Genomic DNA, 19,027 nt, shown 5'->3' with positions numbered 1-19,027 from the left:
TGCATATCCATCGGCCACACAGATGCATTACACTGCGCCTTAGCACCTTGCATTGAACAGGCCTGTTATGTCACCTCATGAAGCCTTACTCGCGTTACGCAACTATTTAACCAGCCAGATTTTAGGCCAAGAACGCCTGATTGATCGCTTGCTGATTGCTCTTTTAGCCGATGGCCACTTATTGGTCGAAGGTGCCCCGGGACTGGCAAAAACCAAAGCAATTAAATACTTGGCTGACGGTCTAGAGGCCAGTTTTCAGCGTATTCAATTCACCCCTGACTTATTGCCTTCAGACATTACGGGCACTGATATTTATCGCCCAGAAAATGCTAATTTCGAATTCCAGCACGGCCCTATTTTTCATAATTTAATTCTTGCTGACGAAATCAATCGCGCTCCAGCCAAAGTGCAATCAGCACTGCTAGAGGCCATGGCCGAGCATCAAGTCAGCGTCGGCAATAGCACTTACCCGCTGACTGACTTATTTTTAGTAATGGCCACGCAAAACCCAATTGAACAAGAAGGCACTTATCCTCTGCCAGAAGCGCAGCTCGATCGCTTTCTAATGCATGTGAAAATCGGTTTCCCCGACGCCCACATTGAGCGAAAAATTCTCCAGCAAGCCCGCGGCATTGCTTTACATGGCGAACAAAAACCTCCCCAGCAACTTGATCAAAGTACAATTTTTGCCGCTCGCGAAGAAATTCTAAACCTATACATGGCCGATGCGATGGAAGAGTATTTGGTGCAATTGGTGATCGCCACTCGCACACCCGGCAAGTACGACAGCGACTTAGCCAAGTGGATTCGTTTTGGCGCCAGCCCGCGCGGCTCAATCGCCATCGACCGTTGCGCACGCGCGCATGCTTGGTTGGCTGGTCGCGACTTTGTCAGCCCTGAAGACATTCAAGCTGTACTCTTCGATACCTTACGCCATCGTATTATTTTGTCTTTTGAAGCAGAAGCTGCCGGTATTGATCAAGACCAAGTGTTGCAACGTTTGCTTGATGTTGTCGCGGTCGCCTAATGGACGTGCAAGGGCGTACCCATATCAACCTGCAGGATTTGCTGGCGACGCGTCATTACTTGCACAAAATTGCACTCTTTAGCACCCCATTGCAGCGCAGCCCTTTACTCGGCCTGCATCAATCACGCCTGCGCGGTCGCGGCATGGATTTTGACCAAGTGCGCGCCTATCAATCTGGCGATGATGCTCGCAGTATCGACTGGCGTGTTACCGCACGCACAGGCGAAGTGCATACCAAAGTTTTCCATGAAGAGCGTGAACGACCGATCTTTATTATGGTTGAGCAAAGTGCACATTTATTTTTTGCCAGCAGAGGTTGTTTTAAGTCGGTGCTAGCTGCGCAAATTGCCAGTCTGTTTGCTTGGGCAGGCCTACAACATAATGACCGCGTCGGCGGCTTGGTGTTTGCCGACACGCAGCTCCAGCACATCCCAGCGCATCGCAACAAGCACAGCGTGTTACAGCTGCTGCAAGCGATTGCTACGGCGAATCAAGCGTTACAAGAACCTATGCTCAGTGAGAGCGCCAATCCTCTATCTGCAGTGTTACAACAAGCCCGGCGGATGACACGCCCCGGCAGCTTAATCATTTTGATTTGCAACGAACGTCACCTCGATGAAGACAATAGTCAACTCCTGCGACGTCTTAATGAACATGCCGAATTAATTTTAGTACCGATCAGCGACCCGCTTGAGCATCGTCTGCCAGCCTTAGCGCAAGCTTCTTTTAGCATGGGTGAACGCAGCATCACCTTAGACACTGGGCAAAAAGCACTTCGTCAGCAATGGCGTCAGCAAGGCCAAGCACAACAAGACGCTTGGCAAACCCTCGCCAAGCAACTGGGTGCACCCTTATTACCTTTGTCCACGGCAGTGCCTTTATTGCAACAACTGCAAACTCTTTCTATACCTGGCAAAGCTAGCTTGACGGGTACGCCATGATCACTATTGAACAGTTACAGCCCATTGTCTTACCTGAGCCAATCAAGTGGTGGCCACCTGCGTTCGGTTGGTGGTTTCTCGCGGCAACACTACTGATCGCTATACTGCTGTGGCGTTACGTTAAGCACCGACGTTTACAAGGTCAAAAAGCGCAACAAACTCTTACCCTCGACCCATTACGTGAAAGCGCCTTACAACAATTGCACTCACTGCCCAAACCTTTTGATGGAGAACAGGCAGGCCCTTGGTTACAGCAACTCAACCAATTACTGAAACGTATTTGTGCTGTACGCTACCCTGACTATGCCAGCCATACATTAAGCGGCCGTGAGTGGTTAGCTTTTTTAGACAGCCGCTGCCCTGCAGCAGGTTTAACCCGCTGGATGATTTTGGTTAACGGTAGTTATCAGCCTGACTGCCGGCTGGACGACAAAGCCATTGTGCAATTGCAACAAGCCATCGATATCTGGATTCGCAAACATGTTTGAATTCGCTTGGCCATGGGTATTTATACTGCTGCCTTTGCCATGGCTGCTGCGCCGCTGTCTGCCGACAGCTAGCAAACCCGAGGCCGAACTCAGTGTACCTTTTTTTAACGATTTGCATGCCTTAGCTATGGCGCAACAAGCCTCAGTACCTGCTTGGCGCAGCCACACGGCGGTCTATGTGTTGATCTGGCTATTGCTGCTGACTGCTGGCGCACGCCCACAGCAACAAGGCGAGCTATTGGAGCAACCCACCACAGGTCGCGATCTACTGATTGCCGTCGATGTCTCCAGCTCTATGCTGTACGGCGATATGGAATTGGAAGGACAAAGCATCTCGCGTATGGAGTTTGTAAAGCAGTTACTAAACACTTTTATCAGTGAGCGTCACGGTGACCGTTTAGGCTTGATTTTGTTTGGTAGCCAAGCCTATCTGCAAGCCCCGCTGACCTACGATCATCACAGCGTGCGAACTTGGCTCAATGAAGCCCAGCCTGGTATTGCAGGGGCAAATACTTCAATGGGTGACGCCATAGGTTTAGCCATTAAACGTTTGCGCATGCGCCCGGCCGAACACCGCGTACTGTTACTGATTACTGACGGTGCTAATACCAGCGGTGTCATGTCACCGCTGGCCGCAGCCGAATTAGCCGCGCGCTATCAAATCAAGATTTACGCTGTGGGTATTGGTCATCAACTTCAAGCAGAAACAGCCAATAGTTTGCACGACACCTCTAGTTTAGATTTAGACGAACAGGGTTTACAGGACATTGCTAAGATCAGTTCAGGGCTCTATTTTCACGCTACGCAAACCGCTGACTTGGTAGATATCCATAGCGCTTTAAACCGTCTTGAGCCTGCTGCGCAACTGCACAAACCGCAACGCTCGAGCAAGCAGTTTTACCACTGGCCTTTAGCTTTTGCTTGGTTGCTCAGCATGCTTCTGGTCGCACAGCGGGTTTATCATGCTTATCAATACAAGCAACGCGTAGAGGAAACCAACTGATGTTTTCTCTACTTGATCATTGGCCTGAATGGAGCCGTTTATACTGGCTGCTTGCTGCACCGCTCGCCGTGTATTTACTTTGGGCGCTGTATCATTCGCGCCAACACAGCAAAGACTGGCGCGCCATTTTACCTGTGGCTTTTCATGCTATTTTGCTTAAGCAACATACGCCACACAAAGGCAAATGGACCATCTTAGCCCTAGCTCTCGCTTGGCTATGTGCTTTACTTGCGTTACTGGGCCCAAGCTGGCTAATCCTCGAAGAAACACCAACAAAAAAGTTGCAGCAACCTGCTTTAGTCATTGCTATTCAATTAACCCCTGATGTTTTAGCCAATGACCTTGCGCCCAGTCGCCTACAACAGATTCGTCAAAAAGTTATCCGCCTTCTAGAGAGTCGCGATGACGCAGCAACTGCATTAGTACTGTATGCCGGCAGCGCACACACTTTAGTACCACTGAGCAATGATTTACTGACCAGTACAAACTTACTGCAAGCCATGCACCCTGATCTGATGCCTGTTTCAGGGCAACGAGCCGACCTAGCCATACAACGCGCCATCGAGTTACTGCAGCAAGGCGCACAAGGCCAAGGGCAAATTCTCTTGATCAGCAACGGCGTCACAGTCAACGAACAACTGGCAATCGAGCAGATTCTGAAAAAACAACCAGCCCAACTGCATCTCCTTGGCGTCGGTACTGCTGCCGGTGCGCCGATGGTCATTTCTGCCCAAGGTGATTTCCTCACCGACGCAGCAGGTGCCATCATGATCAGTCGCCTTAATGCAACCTCACTGCAATTACTCAGCAAACAAACCGCAAGCCCTTATGCAATGCTCAGTAGCAACGCCAAGGATCTGCAACAACTGGGTTTACTCGATAGCCCCAGCGGTGTGCAGCAGACGTCTTTAGCCACCAATAGCAGTGCGCCGCAAGATCAAGGTTATTGGTTTATTTTGCCGCTCTTACTCTTAGCGGCAAGTTTTGTTCGTCGCGGCAGTGCTTTCATCATTATTGCTGCGTTACTGCCAATGTTGCCTACGTCAACTTACGCATTTGAATTCGACGATCTCTGGCTGCGTCCTGATCAGCAAGGACAAAAACTTCTTGAACAACAACAGCCTGCCCTAGCTGCACAGCGCTTTAATGACCCAGCCTGGCGTGCCAGCGCATGGTATCTCGCCGAAGACTATCAGCGTGCCGCAGAAAACTTCGCCCTGCTCGACAGCGCCGAGGCGCATTACAATCGTGGTAACGCACTCGCCTTAGCAGGCAACTTAACTGCAGCACTCGAAGCCTATCAACAGGCGCTCGAGCAGGCGCCAGAAATGCTTGCCGCGCAATACAATTATGATGTCGTTGCCGAAGTACTGCAGCGCAGTAAAGCGGTCAAGCCAGCAGAAACGTCCAGCTCAGAAAATAACAGCGAAGCAGTGCCAGGCTCTCCATCCGACAATCTCAGCGACAGCAATAGCCCAGCAAGCGCTGATTTAGAAACACCAAGCAATGGCAATAAGACCTCAGAACAGACAGCTAATACACTGCCGCCAACGCAGATCAACTCAACACTGACCAGCCAAGCAAGCGACACATCACCAGCCAGTAGCACAGAGCAACCCAGCGCGCCAACTGTTGATTTAGAGAGCTGGTTAGAACAAATTCCAGATGACCCAAGCGAGCTATTAAAGCGTAAGTTCTGGTATGAACAGCAGCGCCAGGAGACACAACAATGAGCCTGCAAAAAACCTTGATGTATTGGCTCTGGCTGCTGACCTTGGCAACCTCATCGGTGTCAGCCGCGTCCTTTACTGCTTCAGTTGATCGCACTCAATTAAACGTTGGTGAAAGCGTCGAGTTAACCTTGGAGTCGGATGACACCAGTTATTTTTCCGCGCCAGACTTAACGCCACTGAAGCCGTTTTTTGAATTATTAGCCAGCAAGCAAGTCAATCGTTTTAGCACTATAAGCGGTCAAGCTCGTCCGGTTAACCAGTGGGTTCTAACCTTATTGCCCAAGCAAAGCGGTTTTTTGGTCATCCCGCCTTTAAGCTTGGGGACGTTGCAAAGCGCACCGATCAACCTGCATATTCGCGACACTTCTGCTACTTTGCAGCCACAGCTTGCGCCAGTGTATATCGATACACAACTGGATCAAGAACAGGTCTACATTCAAGCGCAAGCGGTGCTGACTCTGCGTATTTACCATGCCATTCCACTGTTTTCAGATGGCAATTTAACGCCGCTGCTACTGGACAATGCGCGGGTTGAAGCGCTGGGCAAACCTCGCACTTTTGAACAACATATTAATGGCGTGCGCCACGGCGTGATTGAAGTGCGTTACGCAATATTTCCACAACAAAGTGGCTTACTGGAAATTCCAGCGCAGACTTTTTCTGCCACCTTAGCAGGCTATGATCCACAATCACTGACACCTTTTAGTGCTCGCCCCGGCCAGCGCATTGAAGTCAAATCCGCACGCGTTCCTTTGCAAGTTAAAGCAATTCCTGACAGCTATCCAGAACAGGCAACTTGGTTGCCAGCACGCAAAGTCACCCTAGAACAGCAGTGGACGCCAGCGCTCGAAGAGGGGTTGATTGTCGGCTCAGCGCTGACTCGCACTATCAATCTACAGGCTGAAGGCCTGACCGATGCACAGTTACCGGCCATCAGCTCTCCTGCTTCCAGTACCTTTAAGGTCTATGTTGATAAACCTTCACTCAGTCGCCGTTATGAAGACGATGGCGTGGTCAGTCGTCGTGAAGAACGCCAAGCCTTTGTTTTTGAAGGTACAGGACAAAATAATTTAGCAGCGATCAAGCTGCCGTGGTGGAACACCGTCACTGACCAATTAGAATATGCTGAGTTACCAGCGCAATCCCTCACAATAAAAGCAGCTTTAGGCAACAACACACTCAATAATACCGCGCTGCCCAGTACCATCAGTAACGACCCAGCAAACACTCTGCAACTGCGGATTTGGCAAGGATTAAGCCTAGTATTAAGCCTGCTCAGTATGTGTGGTTTTGCTTTGTGGTGGCGTGCACGGCATCAACCAGCAGTCGTCATTGCCACAAGCAATGGCCCAAGTCCACGCAGCTTACAAGACGACTTGAAAAAAGCCTGTTTAGCCAATGACCCTATGAGCACGCGCCAAGCACTCGACGCTTGGGCTCGCCAGCACCCAGAATCACTAGCTGATATGGCCGCTCGCGATGAAACGCTGAGCCTGGCGCTAGATGATTTAAATAGCGCACTCTATAGTGAGAGCGACAGTGATTGGCAAGGTAAAAACTTATGGTTAGCCATTAGCCAACTCTCTTTTGCTCAACAACCGAAAAACAACAGCAATGATGATCAGCTACCACCGCTTTATCCGCCGTAAATCCGCTATAGCCAAGCTGTCTGGCATATACTACGACCTGTAGGGGCTTTCGTTCATACGGATAAAACGGTATGGTTTACTGTATTTTTAGTTATTCAACGGGCTAAGCCGGATGCTTTAGCCTTTTACTTTTCCTGATCTGCGAGTGAGATAAATACGACGATGGCTGATTTACCAATCGATGATTTGAATATTGCTTCTAACGTGACACTAATCACTCCAGAACAACTCAAAAAGAAAATACCGCTGAGCGACAAAGCACAGCAAACTGTCTCCCACGGCCGCCAAGTGGTGCGTGATATTTTAGACGGTAAGGATCATCGCTTATTTATCGTGATCGGCCCCTGCTCTATCCATGATTTAAAAGCCGCCCATGAATACGCAGATCGTTTAAAAGCCTTGGCCGATGAAGTCTCGGACACGCTGTTTTTAATCATGCGCGTCTACTTTGAAAAGCCACGTACTACCGTTGGTTGGAAAGGTTTAATCAACGATCCGTACTTGGACGACTCTTTTAAAATTGAAGATGGCCTGCACATTGGCCGTCAGTTACTGCTGGACCTGGCCGAGAAAGGCTTACCGACTGCAACTGAAGCACTTGATCCAATTTCGCCACAGTATCTACAAGATTTAATCAGCTGGTCAGCCATTGGTGCGCGCACCACTGAATCACAGACTCACCGCGAAATGGCCTCAGGTCTATCATCTGCGGTAGGTTTTAAGAATGGCACTGACGGCGGCCTGACTGTTGCTATTAACGCGCTACAATCGGTTTCCAGCCCACACCGTTTCTTAGGCATCAATCAAAAAGGTGGCGTTTCTATTGTGACCACCAAAGGCAATCGCTACGGTCATGTGGTGTTGCGCGGCGGTAACGGCAAGCCAAACTACGACTCAGTCAGTGTTGCCGTCTGTGAACAAGAACTGAAAAAAGCTAAAATATCGACCAACATTATGATCGACTGCAGCCATGCCAACTCCAATAAAGACCCTGCTTTGCAGCCGCTGGTATTGGACAATATCACCAATCAAATTGTTGATGGCAACCAGTCAATCAGCAGCTTGATGATCGAAAGCCATTTAGGCTGGGGCAATCAGTCAATCTGTGAAGACTTGAGTCAACTTAAGTACGGTGTTTCCATTACCGATGCTTGCATTGACTGGGATACCACTGAAAAAAGTATTCGCAGCATGCATGCAAAGCTCAAAGACGTACTGCCAGCACGTCAACGCAGCTAAGCAAAAGTAACAAAAAAAAACGCCCTGTTCATGCAGGGCGTTTTTATTACTGCAAACCTTTACTGTGGATAACGCTGAATATAGGTTGCGATATAAGAGCAACTCGGAATCACTTTCAACTGCTGCTCTTTAGCGTAGGCAAAAGCTGCTTTAGCTAAAACTGCAGCCACACCTTTACCGCGCAACGTATCGGGAACAAAGGTATGGCAAAAATCCAATGTCTGCTCATCCACGGTTCGATATTCTAAAACGGCTTGATGGCCATCCACTACGGCTGAAAAGCACTGGTTTTGTGGATTATGCTCAACCTGTATCTGCTCGCTCATATCACCCTCCAACTGTTAGCTAGGTAAATTTAAGCATACACTTTTTATTTTTGTCAGTATCCAGTGCGCGCTCAATCACTTGATTAAAAACAGGCATGCAGCACATTTTATCACTAGGTAATTAAGTTAAAGTGCAAGTGATCTGGCAAGACCTAGAGTTAAAAGCATAATTTGACAAATTTTACGCAAAAAAAAGACGGTCACAATGACCGTCCAAATAAACATCCCGGGGGAGGAATGTTTTACGCATGAATCTGTCTTCTCGCAGGAGGTAGACGAGTTACAGAATAGCTTAAATCTTACACTAAGCCATTAAACAAAAGTCTATACAGTCGAAATATGACTACTGGTTACTGGTTTTCGAGTTCTGCCAGCTTTGCTATAAACTCAGCTTCATCTAACACCGCTATACCAAGCTCTTGTGCTCTAGTTAATTTTGAACCAGCACTGCTACCGGCAACAACGCAATTAGTTTTAGCGGAAACAGAACCTGCGACTTTGGCACCCAGCAACTCTAGGCGTGCTTTCGCTTGCTCGCGAGTCAACTCCTCTAAGCCACCTGTAAGCACCCAGGTCTGCCCCGCCAATGGCGCTGCTTGTACCTGCTCGCGCTGACAGGTCCAGTGCATACCAAAATCAATTAACTGCTGCTCCAGCTGTAAGACTCGCTGACGCTGCCCCTCTTGCTTAATAAAATCTTGCACAGCTTGCGCGGTATTTTTCGACATGCGAGCAATGCTACTCAGATCCAACCAATCTGCTGCAAATAAAGCCTCTAGCGTTTTAAAGTGCTCAGCCAAACGCTGCGCATTGGTGCTCGCCACCCCAGTAATCTGAAACTGCTCAATAAAGCCTGCGAAAGTTGTGCATGCTTGAAACTCAACATCAGGCTGTCCTTCATCCACCGCATGCACATCCAGCTCAGCTAACTGAGCAAGCACCGCTTGGTTATGGCTGTCAGCAAAGAAGCTAGCAATCTCATGGGCAACCTCTGCACCAATCTCCGGCAACCAGAGTAAGGTTTCAGGGTAAGCCTGCTGCACACGCTGCAAAGAGCCTAAAGCACGCGCTAACACTTTAGCTGTTTCCTCTCCGACATCAGGGATGCCCAGAGCAAAAATAAGGCGCGCCAAACGTGGCCGCTTACTGCCGGCAATGGCGCTCAGTAAATTACGCGCCGACAGATCAGCAAAGCCGTCTAACTCAAGCACTTGTTCATAGCTGAGGCGGTATAAGTCGGCCGGTGAAGCAACCAGCTTCGTGGTGACCAACTGTTCAATAATTTTTTCGCCTAAGCCATCAATATCCATGGCGCGACGGGCGACAAAGTGAATCAACGCTTGCTGCAACTGCGCTTGGCAGCTTAAACGACCCATGCAGCGCCAGACTGCGCCATCACTGACTACCTGTTTATTTTTACTGCGACGCACTAACTGGGTGCGCTCAACCTGCGAACCGCACACAGGACAATGGCTGGGCGTTTGCACTGGGCGTGCATCACTGGGACGTCGCTCCAGCACCACTTGAGTGATTTGTGGAATCACATCACCGGCACGACGAACAATCACGCTGTCACCAATCATTACCCCTAAGCGCGCCACTTCATCCATATTGTGCAAGGTGGCATTAGCAACCATTACACCGCCAACATGCACTGGCTTAAGCCGTGCCACGGGGGTGACTGCACCGGTGCGCCCCACTTGAAACTCCACATCTAACAATTCAGTAATTTCTTCTTGTGCAGCAAACTTGTAGGCCAACGCCCAGCGCGGCTCGCGCGCACGAAAACCCAAAGTACGTTGCTGCTCAAGGGCATCGACTTTAAATACCACGCCGTCAATATCGTAGGGCAACTGCGCACGACGCTGGCCAATATCAGCGTAGTAAGCCAAGCAACCTTGAATGCTCTCCACCACTTGCATCTCGGGACTGATCATAATGCCCCAACCCTGCAAGCGCTGCAGAGTGCTGCTGTGGCGATCGGCCAAACCCTCAGTACTGCTGCCATAGCAGCAAAACTCAAGCGGTCGACTGGCGGTAATTTTTGAGTCTAACTGACGCAAGCTACCCGCCGCGGCATTACGTGGATTGGCAAAAGGCTTTTGACCGGCGGCGAGCGCACGCTGGTTAAGTGCCTCAAAGCCAACTTTGGGCATATACACCTCACCGCGCACTTCTAAAAACTCAGGCCAACCTTCGCCTTGTAGCTTTAATGGCACATTACGAATGGTGCGCACATTGGCAGTGATATCTTCACCCGTCTGGCCATCGCCACGAGTAGCCGCACGCACTAAAACGCCTTGCTCGTAACTGATACTGACCGCCAGACCATCAAGCTTAGGCTCACAGCAATATTCCACAGTCACAGCCGGCGAAAACAAGTCATTATGTGATTGATCTGCACCCAGCGCTTGTTCTGCGCGCAAGGCAAACTCCAACACTTGCTCTTCAGCAAAAGCATTGCCCAAGCTCAACATCGGTACCTGATGCTCTACTTGGGTAAATGCCGCGGACGCTTGTCCCGACACGCGCTGTGTCGGCGAGTCGTTAGTGATTAACTCAGGATGCTGCTGCTCAAGCTCACGCAGTTCAGCAAATAAGCGATCGTACTCACTGTCAGGAACAGTCGGCGCATCCAAGGCATAATAATTGTAATCATGCTGCGCAATAATCTGACGCAACTGAGCAATGCGTGTCGCAATAGTGTGCTGTGAACTCATGACGGGTATCCAAATAAAAAGAGCAGCCTTAGCTGCCCTTTCAAATTATCAGATTGATAATAATTATGCTTTTTGTGTCAGCTTATGACGCTCAAAATCGGCAATGCGTTGACGGTAATGCTCAATGGTCTGCGCGGTCAAGACGCTACGGTGATCGTCTTTAAGGTCGCCATCCAATTCTTTCGCCAGCTTGCGTGCTGCAGCAATCATCAAATCAAAAGCCTGCCTAGTATTACGCGGCCCTGGCAAACCAATAAAGAAGCACACTGCACGGGTACTAAACAAATCCATATCGTCCAAATCAAATGTGCCTGGGTTAAGCGCATTTGCCATGGAAAATAACTTGTCGCCATTACCGGTCATGCTTTCGTGACGGTGGAAAATGTCCATCGCGCCAAAACGTAACCCGCTTTCTAAAATACTTTGTAGTAATGCAGGGCCTTTAAAACCTTCTTCATTACGCGCGACGACATGAATAATAAGAATCTCTTCATAGTCGGCTGCATCAGTCTCGGTCTCAGTAGCAAAGTCTTCTTCGCCATCATCAAAAGGATTGAGTAAGGTCGGCACTTGCGGATCATCTAATTTCAACGCACCTTGCACCGCTTCGCGATTTTTTGAGCTGACGCGGTCGTTATCAGCATGCAAGCCAAAATCGATTTCATCTGCACTATCAATATCAATCGAAGGCTCTTGTTTTTTAACCACTCGAGCCGGTCCGACAATTTCAGGATTATCTTCATCAGGTAAATCGGCAAGGTTGCGATCGAGTCGAAATTTTAACGTGTTACGGTTGCCACTCATGCGTCGCCAGCCGTCAAACAAAACAGCAGCGATAACGATAATGCCGATAACTACTAACCATTCACGCAAACCGATATCCATGAGATACGTTAACTCCTATCACAAATAAAAAAGGGCTTCACAACCCTACAAAGGTGACGTATGCACAAAATCTTCAGCGCAACATCACACCACACTCATAACATTTAATTCAAACTATCTATAACTTAACAATCAATTCGATAAGTTGGAACAGAAAACAGCGCTCGTGTTCCATGATCTGTATCTATATTAACAAAGATAATGGCAAAACTAATACGATTCGCAAGCTAACTGCTTAATAAATTTAACAAAACAACTCAAAGTCGCTGTTAACCGTTACTAAAACGCATTTTCTAAGCAAATAGAGCCTCATTAGCAACGTAGCTGGATAGCACGCTCCGTTCAATTACCAGCTAAAGCTGTCAGCATCTAAATACGCAGGGAAACGCTGTTTAAACTCAGCGAGTTTATTGGCCTGCAAAGACACATAAAAAACGCCATCCTGATCGCCGGCATTGAGCAGTGTCTCGCCCATAAAATCAAGGACTTGGCTATCGCCACTGTAGGCATAACCTTGCTGATCAGTGCCAGTGCGATTGACTGCCGCCACATAGCAGAGATTTTCGATGGCACGGGCTGGCAAGAGGCGATTCCATGCCATGCGACGCGCAGCCGGCCAACTGGCCAAATAAAATAATAAATCCGTATACTCTGCATCACGACTCCAGACCGGAAAGCGTAAGTCATAACAAATCAACGGACGAATGCGCCACCCTTTAAGCTCAACCTGCAACTGCTGCTCGCCCGCAGTAAAGTGATGATGCTCACCGGCCATACGAAATAAATGACGCTTATCGTAATGCGCCAAGCTGCCATCAGGACGCGCCCAGATCAAACGATTGCGGTAATCGCCCTCTGCTACTTTTACAATCAAACTGCCACAGACCACAGCATTTAAGCGTCGCGCTTGTTCAAGTAACCATTGCGTAGTGATACCCATTTCTGGTTCTGCTTGCGAAGCAGAATCCATGCTAAAGCCGGTATTAAACATTTCCGGCAGCAACACTAAATCAACAGCCTCAAGACTTGCCAGCAACGCTCCAAAGTAATTCAGATTGGCTGGCACAGCATGCCAAGCCAATGGACCTTGTAGCAAAGCTAAACGCAAATCGGGCAAAATACTTAAATCGCGCATAATACCTCTCCAGCCAGAGTCAAAGTATCCTCACGCTTAGCAAAGCAAACCCGCAGTAAAAATTGGTCTTTAGGTGGTTGTTGGTAGAAAACCGATAAAGGAATACTGGCAACACCATGCTCGACAGTCAGCCAGTGCGCCATTTCAACATCGCTTAGATCATCACGGATCTGCCGGTAATCTAACAATTGAAAATAGGTACTGGCGCTGGGCGTAAAGCTAAAGCGTGAGTGCTGTAAAGCCTGACACAGCTGATCACGTTTCTGCTGATAAAACGCTGGCAGCTGATCAACATACTGCGGTTGCGCCTGCATAAAATCAGCTAACGCATGCTGCATCGGCGTGACGGCACAAAAACTGACATATTGATGAACTTTACGCAGTTCTGCAGTCAGTTTTGCCGGCGCCACCATATAGCCTGTTTTCCAACCGGTGACATGGTAGGTTTTGCCAAAAGAGCTGACTACACAAGACCGTTGATACAGCTCTTCGTGGGCTAAAACGCTGCTATGCGATTGGCCATCAAAGACCAAGTGCTCGTAAACTTCATCGCTGAGCAAATAAATATCACGCTCACGAATCAATTCAGCCAATTGATTTAAATCCGCATGGCTGAGTAAAGCACCGCTCGGATTATGTGGGCTGTTAATAATCACTAAACGGGTTTTATCCGTTAGCGCTTCAGCAAACATCTGCCAATCCACGGAGAAACCTTCACTATTAAGCGCAATATGTACGCAACGGCCACCGGCTAAAGTCACCGCTGGCTCATAACTGTCGTAACAAGGATCAAATACAATCACCTCGTCGCCTACACGCACCAAGGTTTGGATCGCGCAAAACAACGCTTGGGTTGCACCTGGAGTGATGGTGACCTCATGTTCGGCACTGACTGGGTTGCGGTATAAGCGCGCAATTTTACTGGCAACCTGTTCGCGTAAAGCAGGCACACCGGTCATCGCCGCATATTGATTTTGCCCGGCCTGCACATGACGTTGCAGTGCCTCTTTCAATGCTTCAGAGGCATCAAAGTCCGGGAAACCTTGGGATAGATTGAGCGCATTGTGCGCATTAGCCAACTGCGACATCTGGGTGAAAATAGTTAAACCAACCTGCGGTAATTTACTCTGCAGTAGCATCACGCAACTCCTTAACAACCGTCACAGCAAACCTTCAGGCATTGACAGCAATGCCTGAAGTAAATCACTTACTTTTTCTTTTTGCGCAGATCCCGCTCTTTCTTATTGGCCATCAAGCGGCGCTTTTTGTTCACCTGACGATCGCTGAGTTTGTTTTTCTTACCTTCAAAGGGGTTGGAGCCGCCTTTGAACTCAATGCGAATCGGTGTACCGACCAGCTTCAAGACACGGCGGTAGGTGTTCTCTAAATAGCGCACATAGCTTTTAGGAACCGCTTCAACCTGATTGCCGTGGATGATAATTAGCGGCGGGTTAGCACCACCTAAGTGCGCGTAACGCAACTTAATTCGATGCCCAGCAACCATTGGCGGCTGGTGCTCACGCACTGCATCCTCAAGAATCTGGGTTAAGCGGTTGGTTGGCCAACGGGTAATCGCCGAGGTAAAGGCAGCCTGTACAGATTTATACAGATGGCCAACACCGGTGCCGTGTAACGCCGAGATAAAGTGAATATCAGCAAAATCAACGAAATAAAGCCGACGCTCCAGCTCTTTTTTCGCATAGTCGCGCTCACTTGGCTGCATGCCATCCCACTTATTCAGTGCAATCACAATGGCGCGGCCGGACTCTAAGGCAAAGCCCAACAAGTTAAGGTCGTGATCCACCACGCCTTCGCGCGCATCCATCACAAAGATCACCACGTTGGCGTCTTTAATCGCCTGTAGGGTTTTCACCACCGAGAATTTTTCGACTTCCTCAGAAATCTTACCGCGACGACGCACACCCGCTGTATCAATCAGAGTGTACTTTTCATCATCACGCTCAAAAGGAATATAGATACTGTCGCGCGTAGTGCCCGGTTGGTCATACACAACCACCCGTTGCTCACCAAGCATACGGTTAACCAGCGTCGATTTACCGACGTTCGGACGACCAATAATCGCAATCTTAATGCCATCTTTAGCGTCTGGACCTGGAATACGCTTAAGGTCGACGCCTTCCACAATACTGTCCAGATCAACTTCATCAATCACGTCATCTTTAGGAAAATCACCGAGGCTTAATTCCAGCATCTGGGTGATACCACGGCCATGCGCCGCAGCAATCGCTACATAGCTGCCTAAACCCATTGGGCTAAACTCAGCTAGAGCAATGTTTTCATCAATGTGATCGACTTTATTCACCACCACTAGCGTGGTTTTATTACGTTTGCGCAGATGTTCGCCAATCATTTGATCCGCAGGGCACAGGCCATCACGCGCATCAACTAAAAACAGCACCACGTCCGCTTCTTCAATCGCGAGTAGCGACTGTTCGGCCATTTTTGCATCGATACCTTCTTCGTCACCGGTAATACCACCGGTGTCGATCAAAATATAACTGCGTTCCTGCCACTTCGCTTCGCCATATTGGCGGTCACGGGTCAAACCAGGAATGTCGCCTACAATCGCATCGCGGGATCTAGTCAGGCGGTTAAACAACGTCGATTTGCCGACATTCGGTCGGCCCACCAGAGCAATTACGGGAACCATTGGCTCCTCCAGCGATAATTCAAAAAACACAAAAGCCGCTGTCGACCTAACGACAGCGGCTAAACTCTTTGTTAGACAAAAACCAGTCTGTCTAACAGCTTACTTAATGGTTAAAGCAACCAGCTTGCCGCCATTACCGTAAACATACAGCCAGCCACCAACCACTAAAGGTTGTACGCGTAATCCATTACCATCAATTTTAGTACGCGCTACAAAACGACCATCGACCTGACTGAGGATATGCAAGTAGCCTTCAAGATCGCCAACTGCGATATAACTTGAGAACACTGCAGGTGCAGACAGTTGACGACGCAATAAGCTTTTATTACTCCACATTGCTGTAGCGGAACGCTCATCGACACTTTCAACAGTGCCATCAGCCAAACTCACATAAGCATTACCAAAACCTTCAGCAACACCGACATAGCTAGAGGCTTCGCGCTGCCACATCACTTGCCCGCTTTGCGCATCCAAGCCGGCTAAACGACCTTGATAGGTCGCCACATACAGGGTGTTACCTGAGAGCAAAACACTGCCATCAATATCAACCATGCGCTCAAGCTCAGTACGGCCGCTTGGTACAGCAATACGCTGTTCCCAAATTGGCAATCCACGCTGCGTATCAACGGCAATCACTTTGCCGGTCGATAAGCCTGCATAGGCCACATAATCAGTAATAATCGGGGCACCCGTACCGCGTAAGGTCAATACCGCTGGAGTATTTTCAAAAATCCAACGTTGTTGGCCAGTAGCGGCTTCTAAAGCAATCAAGCGATCATCTTGAGTCTGTACCACCACCACATCACCATTGGTGGCGGGTGCGGACAACACTTCACTGGTCACTTTGCTGCGCCACAGGTCTTCACCGGTAGCCGCATTTAAGGCAATCACATCACCATTAAGGGTGCCGAGCAAAACCAGGCCTGAACCCGCGCCAACGCCACCTGAAACATTAAGCTTGAGCTTACGGGTCCACAGGGCTTTACCGGTAAAGCGGTCGAGCGCAGAAACACGGCCATCGACATCGGTGACATATAAATAATCACCATCAACCGCAGGCGTCAAGGTATTCCACAGTTTACCTTGTCCGGCGCCTACTGAGGCGCTCCATTCTTTAGTCAGCTCAATTTCAGTCGTAATTTTTTCTAATGCGAGTGGAGGTAGCTCTTTTTTGCTGGTGCTGCTGCAACCCACCACAAACACTGCTAAAGCCAATACGGCTGCATACTTGTATCGTTTCAAGTTAAGCATCCTTTTCACTTAAATCATCGAGTTTCATTAACAAGCTGCCAGCTGCAGCGTCTGCTGCAAGGGCTTCTTTAGCTTGTAAATAAGCGGCTTTTGCTTCTGCAGGACGCTTCAAAATTACTAAAGTATCACCGCGTAACTCGTCACGCGTGGCTTGAAAAGCAGGTAAAGCTTTACCTTCTAGTATTTCTAGTGCTTTCTCTGCTTGCTCTTGCGCGAGCAATACTCGGGCTAAACGCTGGCGCGCTAGCTCTTCTAGAGTGTCATTGGCTGGCTTATCAAGAACTTCTTGTAAGGCTAGAGCAGCGTCGTCCAACTGATTGTTATCAACAGCAACTTTCACCGCCAATAAACGACCGTATTGTGCGTAGGCGTTATCGTTGTTAACCGCCTTTAATTGCGTCAGCAATTGTGCAACTTTCTGTGCATCGACTTGTTCACTCGGCACTAACGCTGCTTCCATCAACTGCTGATATAGAGCAGATGCTGTTTGTGCCTGGGTAGCCTGATGTTTTTGCCAAGCTTGCCAGCCAAACACAATCACTAAAGCCAATGCACCACCCGCTAATAATGGCTTACCGTTACGCTGCCACCACTCTTTAATCAGCGCAATTTGTTCTTCTTCAGTATTATCGCTCACGCTGATACTCCTAGTTAGTTAATGATGAGTCGTGATTAAAAAAAACTTGTAAATTTTTGCTTAGCGCTTCCCAAGCCACTGTTTGCTGTGGTTCATCAGCGCGCAACGGTTTAATCGCGACGGTTTTCGCTTGCAACTCATCTTCGCCGAGTATTAAGGCATATAACGCGCCACTTTTGTCAGCTTTTTTAAACTGACTTTTAAAACTACCAGCACCAGCATTAACCTGCAAACGTAAGCCAGGCAAGGCATCACGTACCTGTTCTGCAAGCGCCAAGGCGGCTAATTCACTGGTCTCACCAAAGGCGCAGAAATAGACATCGGTCTGCCGTGATAATTCTTCAGGAATTTTACCTAGGGTTTCCAGCATTAGAATCAAACGCTCAACGCCCATAGCAAAACCAACACCAGGAGTCGCACGGCCACCCATTTGCTCAACCAAACCATCGTAACGGCCGCCAGCACAGACAGTGCCTTGGGCGCCGAGTTGATCAGTAACCCACTCAAATACAGTTTTGCCGTAGTAATCCAAACCACGCACTAAACGTGGATTAATCACATAAGGAACGCCTGCGGCATCCAGACGCGCACGCAGACCCACAAAGTGCTCACGTGACTCATCATCCAAATAGGCATCCAACTGTGGGGCATCAGCCAACAGGGTCTGGGTGCTTGGCACTTTACTGTCAAGTACACGCAGTGGATTGGTTAACACGCGGCGCTGACTGTCTTCATCCAGCTGATCATGGCGTGCATTCAAATAGCTCACCAAGGCTTCGCGATAAACTGCTCGAGCTGCGGAGGTACCAAGGCTATTGAGCTCTAAGGTTACGTGTTCACTGATACCCAGCTTTTTCCATAAACGCCAAGTCAGTACAATCAACTCAGCATCGACATCAGGTCCAGGCAAGTTAAAGGCTTCAACACCAAACTGGTGGAATTGGCGGTAACGACCTTTTTGTGGACGCTCATGGCGAAACATCGGGCCGTGGTACCAAAGTTTTTGCACTTGGCCACCACCTGCCAAACCATGTTCCATCACCGCGCGCACACAACTTGCAGTGCCTTCAGGGCGCAGCGTCAGCGAGTCACCATTACGATCAGCAAAGGTGTACATTTCTTTTTCAACAATATCGGTCACTTCACCAATCGAGCGCTGAAACAATTCAGTGAACTCGACAATGGGCATACGAATTTGCCGATAACCGTAGCAATCAAGCAACTGTGCCACGGTGGTTTCAAAGTAGCGCCAGAGCGGAGACTGTTCTGGCAAAATATCATTCATGCCGCGAATGGCTTGTAATGGTTTACTCACAAAAATT

Annotated in this window: 16 protein-coding genes; 7 read left to right on the top strand and 9 right to left on the bottom strand. The window is 48.9% G+C overall.

Annotation, left to right across the window (positions count from 1 at the left end; all coding sequences use genetic code 11):
• The first annotated feature begins 67 nt into the window (after positions 1–67).
• The 7 genes from H591_RS0107990 (at position 68) to H591_RS0107960 (ending at position 8,080) form a co-directional block, all read left to right on the top strand.
• Positions 68–1,027, top strand: a complete 960-nt coding sequence (locus H591_RS0107990; RefSeq protein WP_022966429.1) for an AAA family ATPase — start codon at positions 68–70, stop codon at positions 1,025–1,027.
• Positions 1,027–1,968 (top strand): DUF58 domain-containing protein, encoded by a 942-nt coding sequence (locus tag H591_RS0107985; protein WP_022966428.1) that lies wholly within the window; start codon positions 1,027–1,029, stop codon positions 1,966–1,968. Before H591_RS0107990 ends, H591_RS0107985 begins: the two co-directional genes overlap by 1 nt.
• On the top strand, positions 1,965–2,456 hold the full coding sequence (locus tag H591_RS0107980) for a DUF4381 domain-containing protein (protein ID WP_022966427.1): 492 nt from the start codon (positions 1,965–1,967) through the stop codon (positions 2,454–2,456). Before H591_RS0107985 ends, H591_RS0107980 begins: the two co-directional genes overlap by 4 nt.
• Entirely contained in the window at positions 2,449–3,459 is a 1,011-nt protein-coding gene (locus H591_RS0107975; RefSeq protein WP_022966426.1) for a VWA domain-containing protein, read from the top strand. The genes H591_RS0107980 and H591_RS0107975 overlap by 8 nt, the downstream gene beginning before the upstream one ends.
• Positions 3,459–5,192 (top strand): VWA domain-containing protein, encoded by a 1,734-nt coding sequence (locus H591_RS0107970; RefSeq protein WP_022966425.1) that lies wholly within the window; start codon positions 3,459–3,461, stop codon positions 5,190–5,192. Before H591_RS0107975 ends, H591_RS0107970 begins: the two co-directional genes overlap by 1 nt.
• On the top strand, positions 5,189–6,841 hold the full coding sequence (locus H591_RS0107965; protein WP_022966424.1) for a BatD family protein: 1,653 nt from the start codon (positions 5,189–5,191) through the stop codon (positions 6,839–6,841). Before H591_RS0107970 ends, H591_RS0107965 begins: the two co-directional genes overlap by 4 nt.
• 162 nt (positions 6,842–7,003) lie before the next feature.
• Positions 7,004–8,080, top strand: a complete 1,077-nt coding sequence (locus tag H591_RS0107960) for a 3-deoxy-7-phosphoheptulonate synthase (protein WP_022966423.1) — start codon at positions 7,004–7,006, stop codon at positions 8,078–8,080.
• 59 nt (positions 8,081–8,139) lie between these two features.
• On the opposite strand, the gene H591_RS0107955 is transcribed toward H591_RS0107960, so the two are convergent.
• The 9 genes from H591_RS0107955 to hisS all read right to left on the bottom strand — a co-directional run bounded on the left by H591_RS0107955 (position 8,140) and on the right by hisS (position 19,020).
• The gene (locus H591_RS0107955; protein WP_022966422.1) at positions 8,140–8,406 is read right to left on the bottom strand and encodes a GNAT family N-acetyltransferase; all 267 of its coding nucleotides are present in this window, start codon (positions 8,404–8,406) and stop codon (positions 8,140–8,142) included.
• Between the two features lie 350 nt (positions 8,407–8,756).
• Positions 8,757–11,126: an NAD-dependent DNA ligase LigA gene (gene ligA, locus H591_RS0107950; RefSeq protein WP_022966421.1), complete on the bottom strand. Its 2,370-nt coding sequence runs from the start codon at positions 11,124–11,126 to the stop codon at positions 8,757–8,759.
• Positions 11,127–11,189: 63 nt separating this feature from the next.
• Entirely contained in the window at positions 11,190–12,011 is an 822-nt protein-coding gene (gene zipA, locus H591_RS0107945; RefSeq protein WP_022966420.1) for a cell division protein ZipA, read from the bottom strand.
• 346 nt (positions 12,012–12,357) lie between these two features.
• Positions 12,358–13,146, bottom strand: coding sequence for an amidohydrolase (locus H591_RS0107940; protein ID WP_022966419.1), 789 nt, complete (start codon positions 13,144–13,146; stop codon positions 12,358–12,360).
• On the bottom strand, positions 13,134–14,285 hold the full coding sequence (locus H591_RS0107935) for a pyridoxal phosphate-dependent aminotransferase (RefSeq protein ID WP_022966418.1): 1,152 nt from the start codon (positions 14,283–14,285) through the stop codon (positions 13,134–13,136). Before H591_RS0107935 ends, H591_RS0107940 begins: the two co-directional genes overlap by 13 nt.
• Before the next feature lie 68 nt (positions 14,286–14,353).
• On the bottom strand, positions 14,354–15,817 hold the full coding sequence (gene der / locus H591_RS0107930) for a ribosome biogenesis GTPase Der (protein WP_022966417.1): 1,464 nt from the start codon (positions 15,815–15,817) through the stop codon (positions 14,354–14,356).
• A 99-nt stretch (positions 15,818–15,916) separates the two neighbouring features.
• Complete coding sequence (gene bamB, locus H591_RS0107925) at positions 15,917–17,068, bottom strand: outer membrane protein assembly factor BamB (protein ID WP_022966416.1); 1,152 nt, start codon at positions 17,066–17,068, stop codon at positions 15,917–15,919.
• Positions 17,061–17,705, bottom strand: a complete 645-nt coding sequence (locus tag H591_RS0107920) for a YfgM family protein (protein WP_022966415.1) — start codon at positions 17,703–17,705, stop codon at positions 17,061–17,063. Before H591_RS0107920 ends, bamB begins: the two co-directional genes overlap by 8 nt.
• A gap of 10 nt (positions 17,706–17,715) precedes the next feature.
• Entirely contained in the window at positions 17,716–19,020 is a 1,305-nt protein-coding gene (hisS, locus tag H591_RS15060; protein WP_051145825.1) for a histidine--tRNA ligase, read from the bottom strand.
• Between the last annotated feature and the right edge of the window lie 7 nt (positions 19,021–19,027).

The sequence above is a fragment of the Denitrificimonas caeni DSM 24390 genome (assembly GCF_000421765.1).
GTDB lineage: Bacteria > Pseudomonadota > Gammaproteobacteria > Pseudomonadales > Pseudomonadaceae > Denitrificimonas > Denitrificimonas caeni.
The sequence above is the reverse complement of the archived record's forward strand: the minus strand, read 5'-3'. Positions and strand labels throughout refer to the sequence as shown.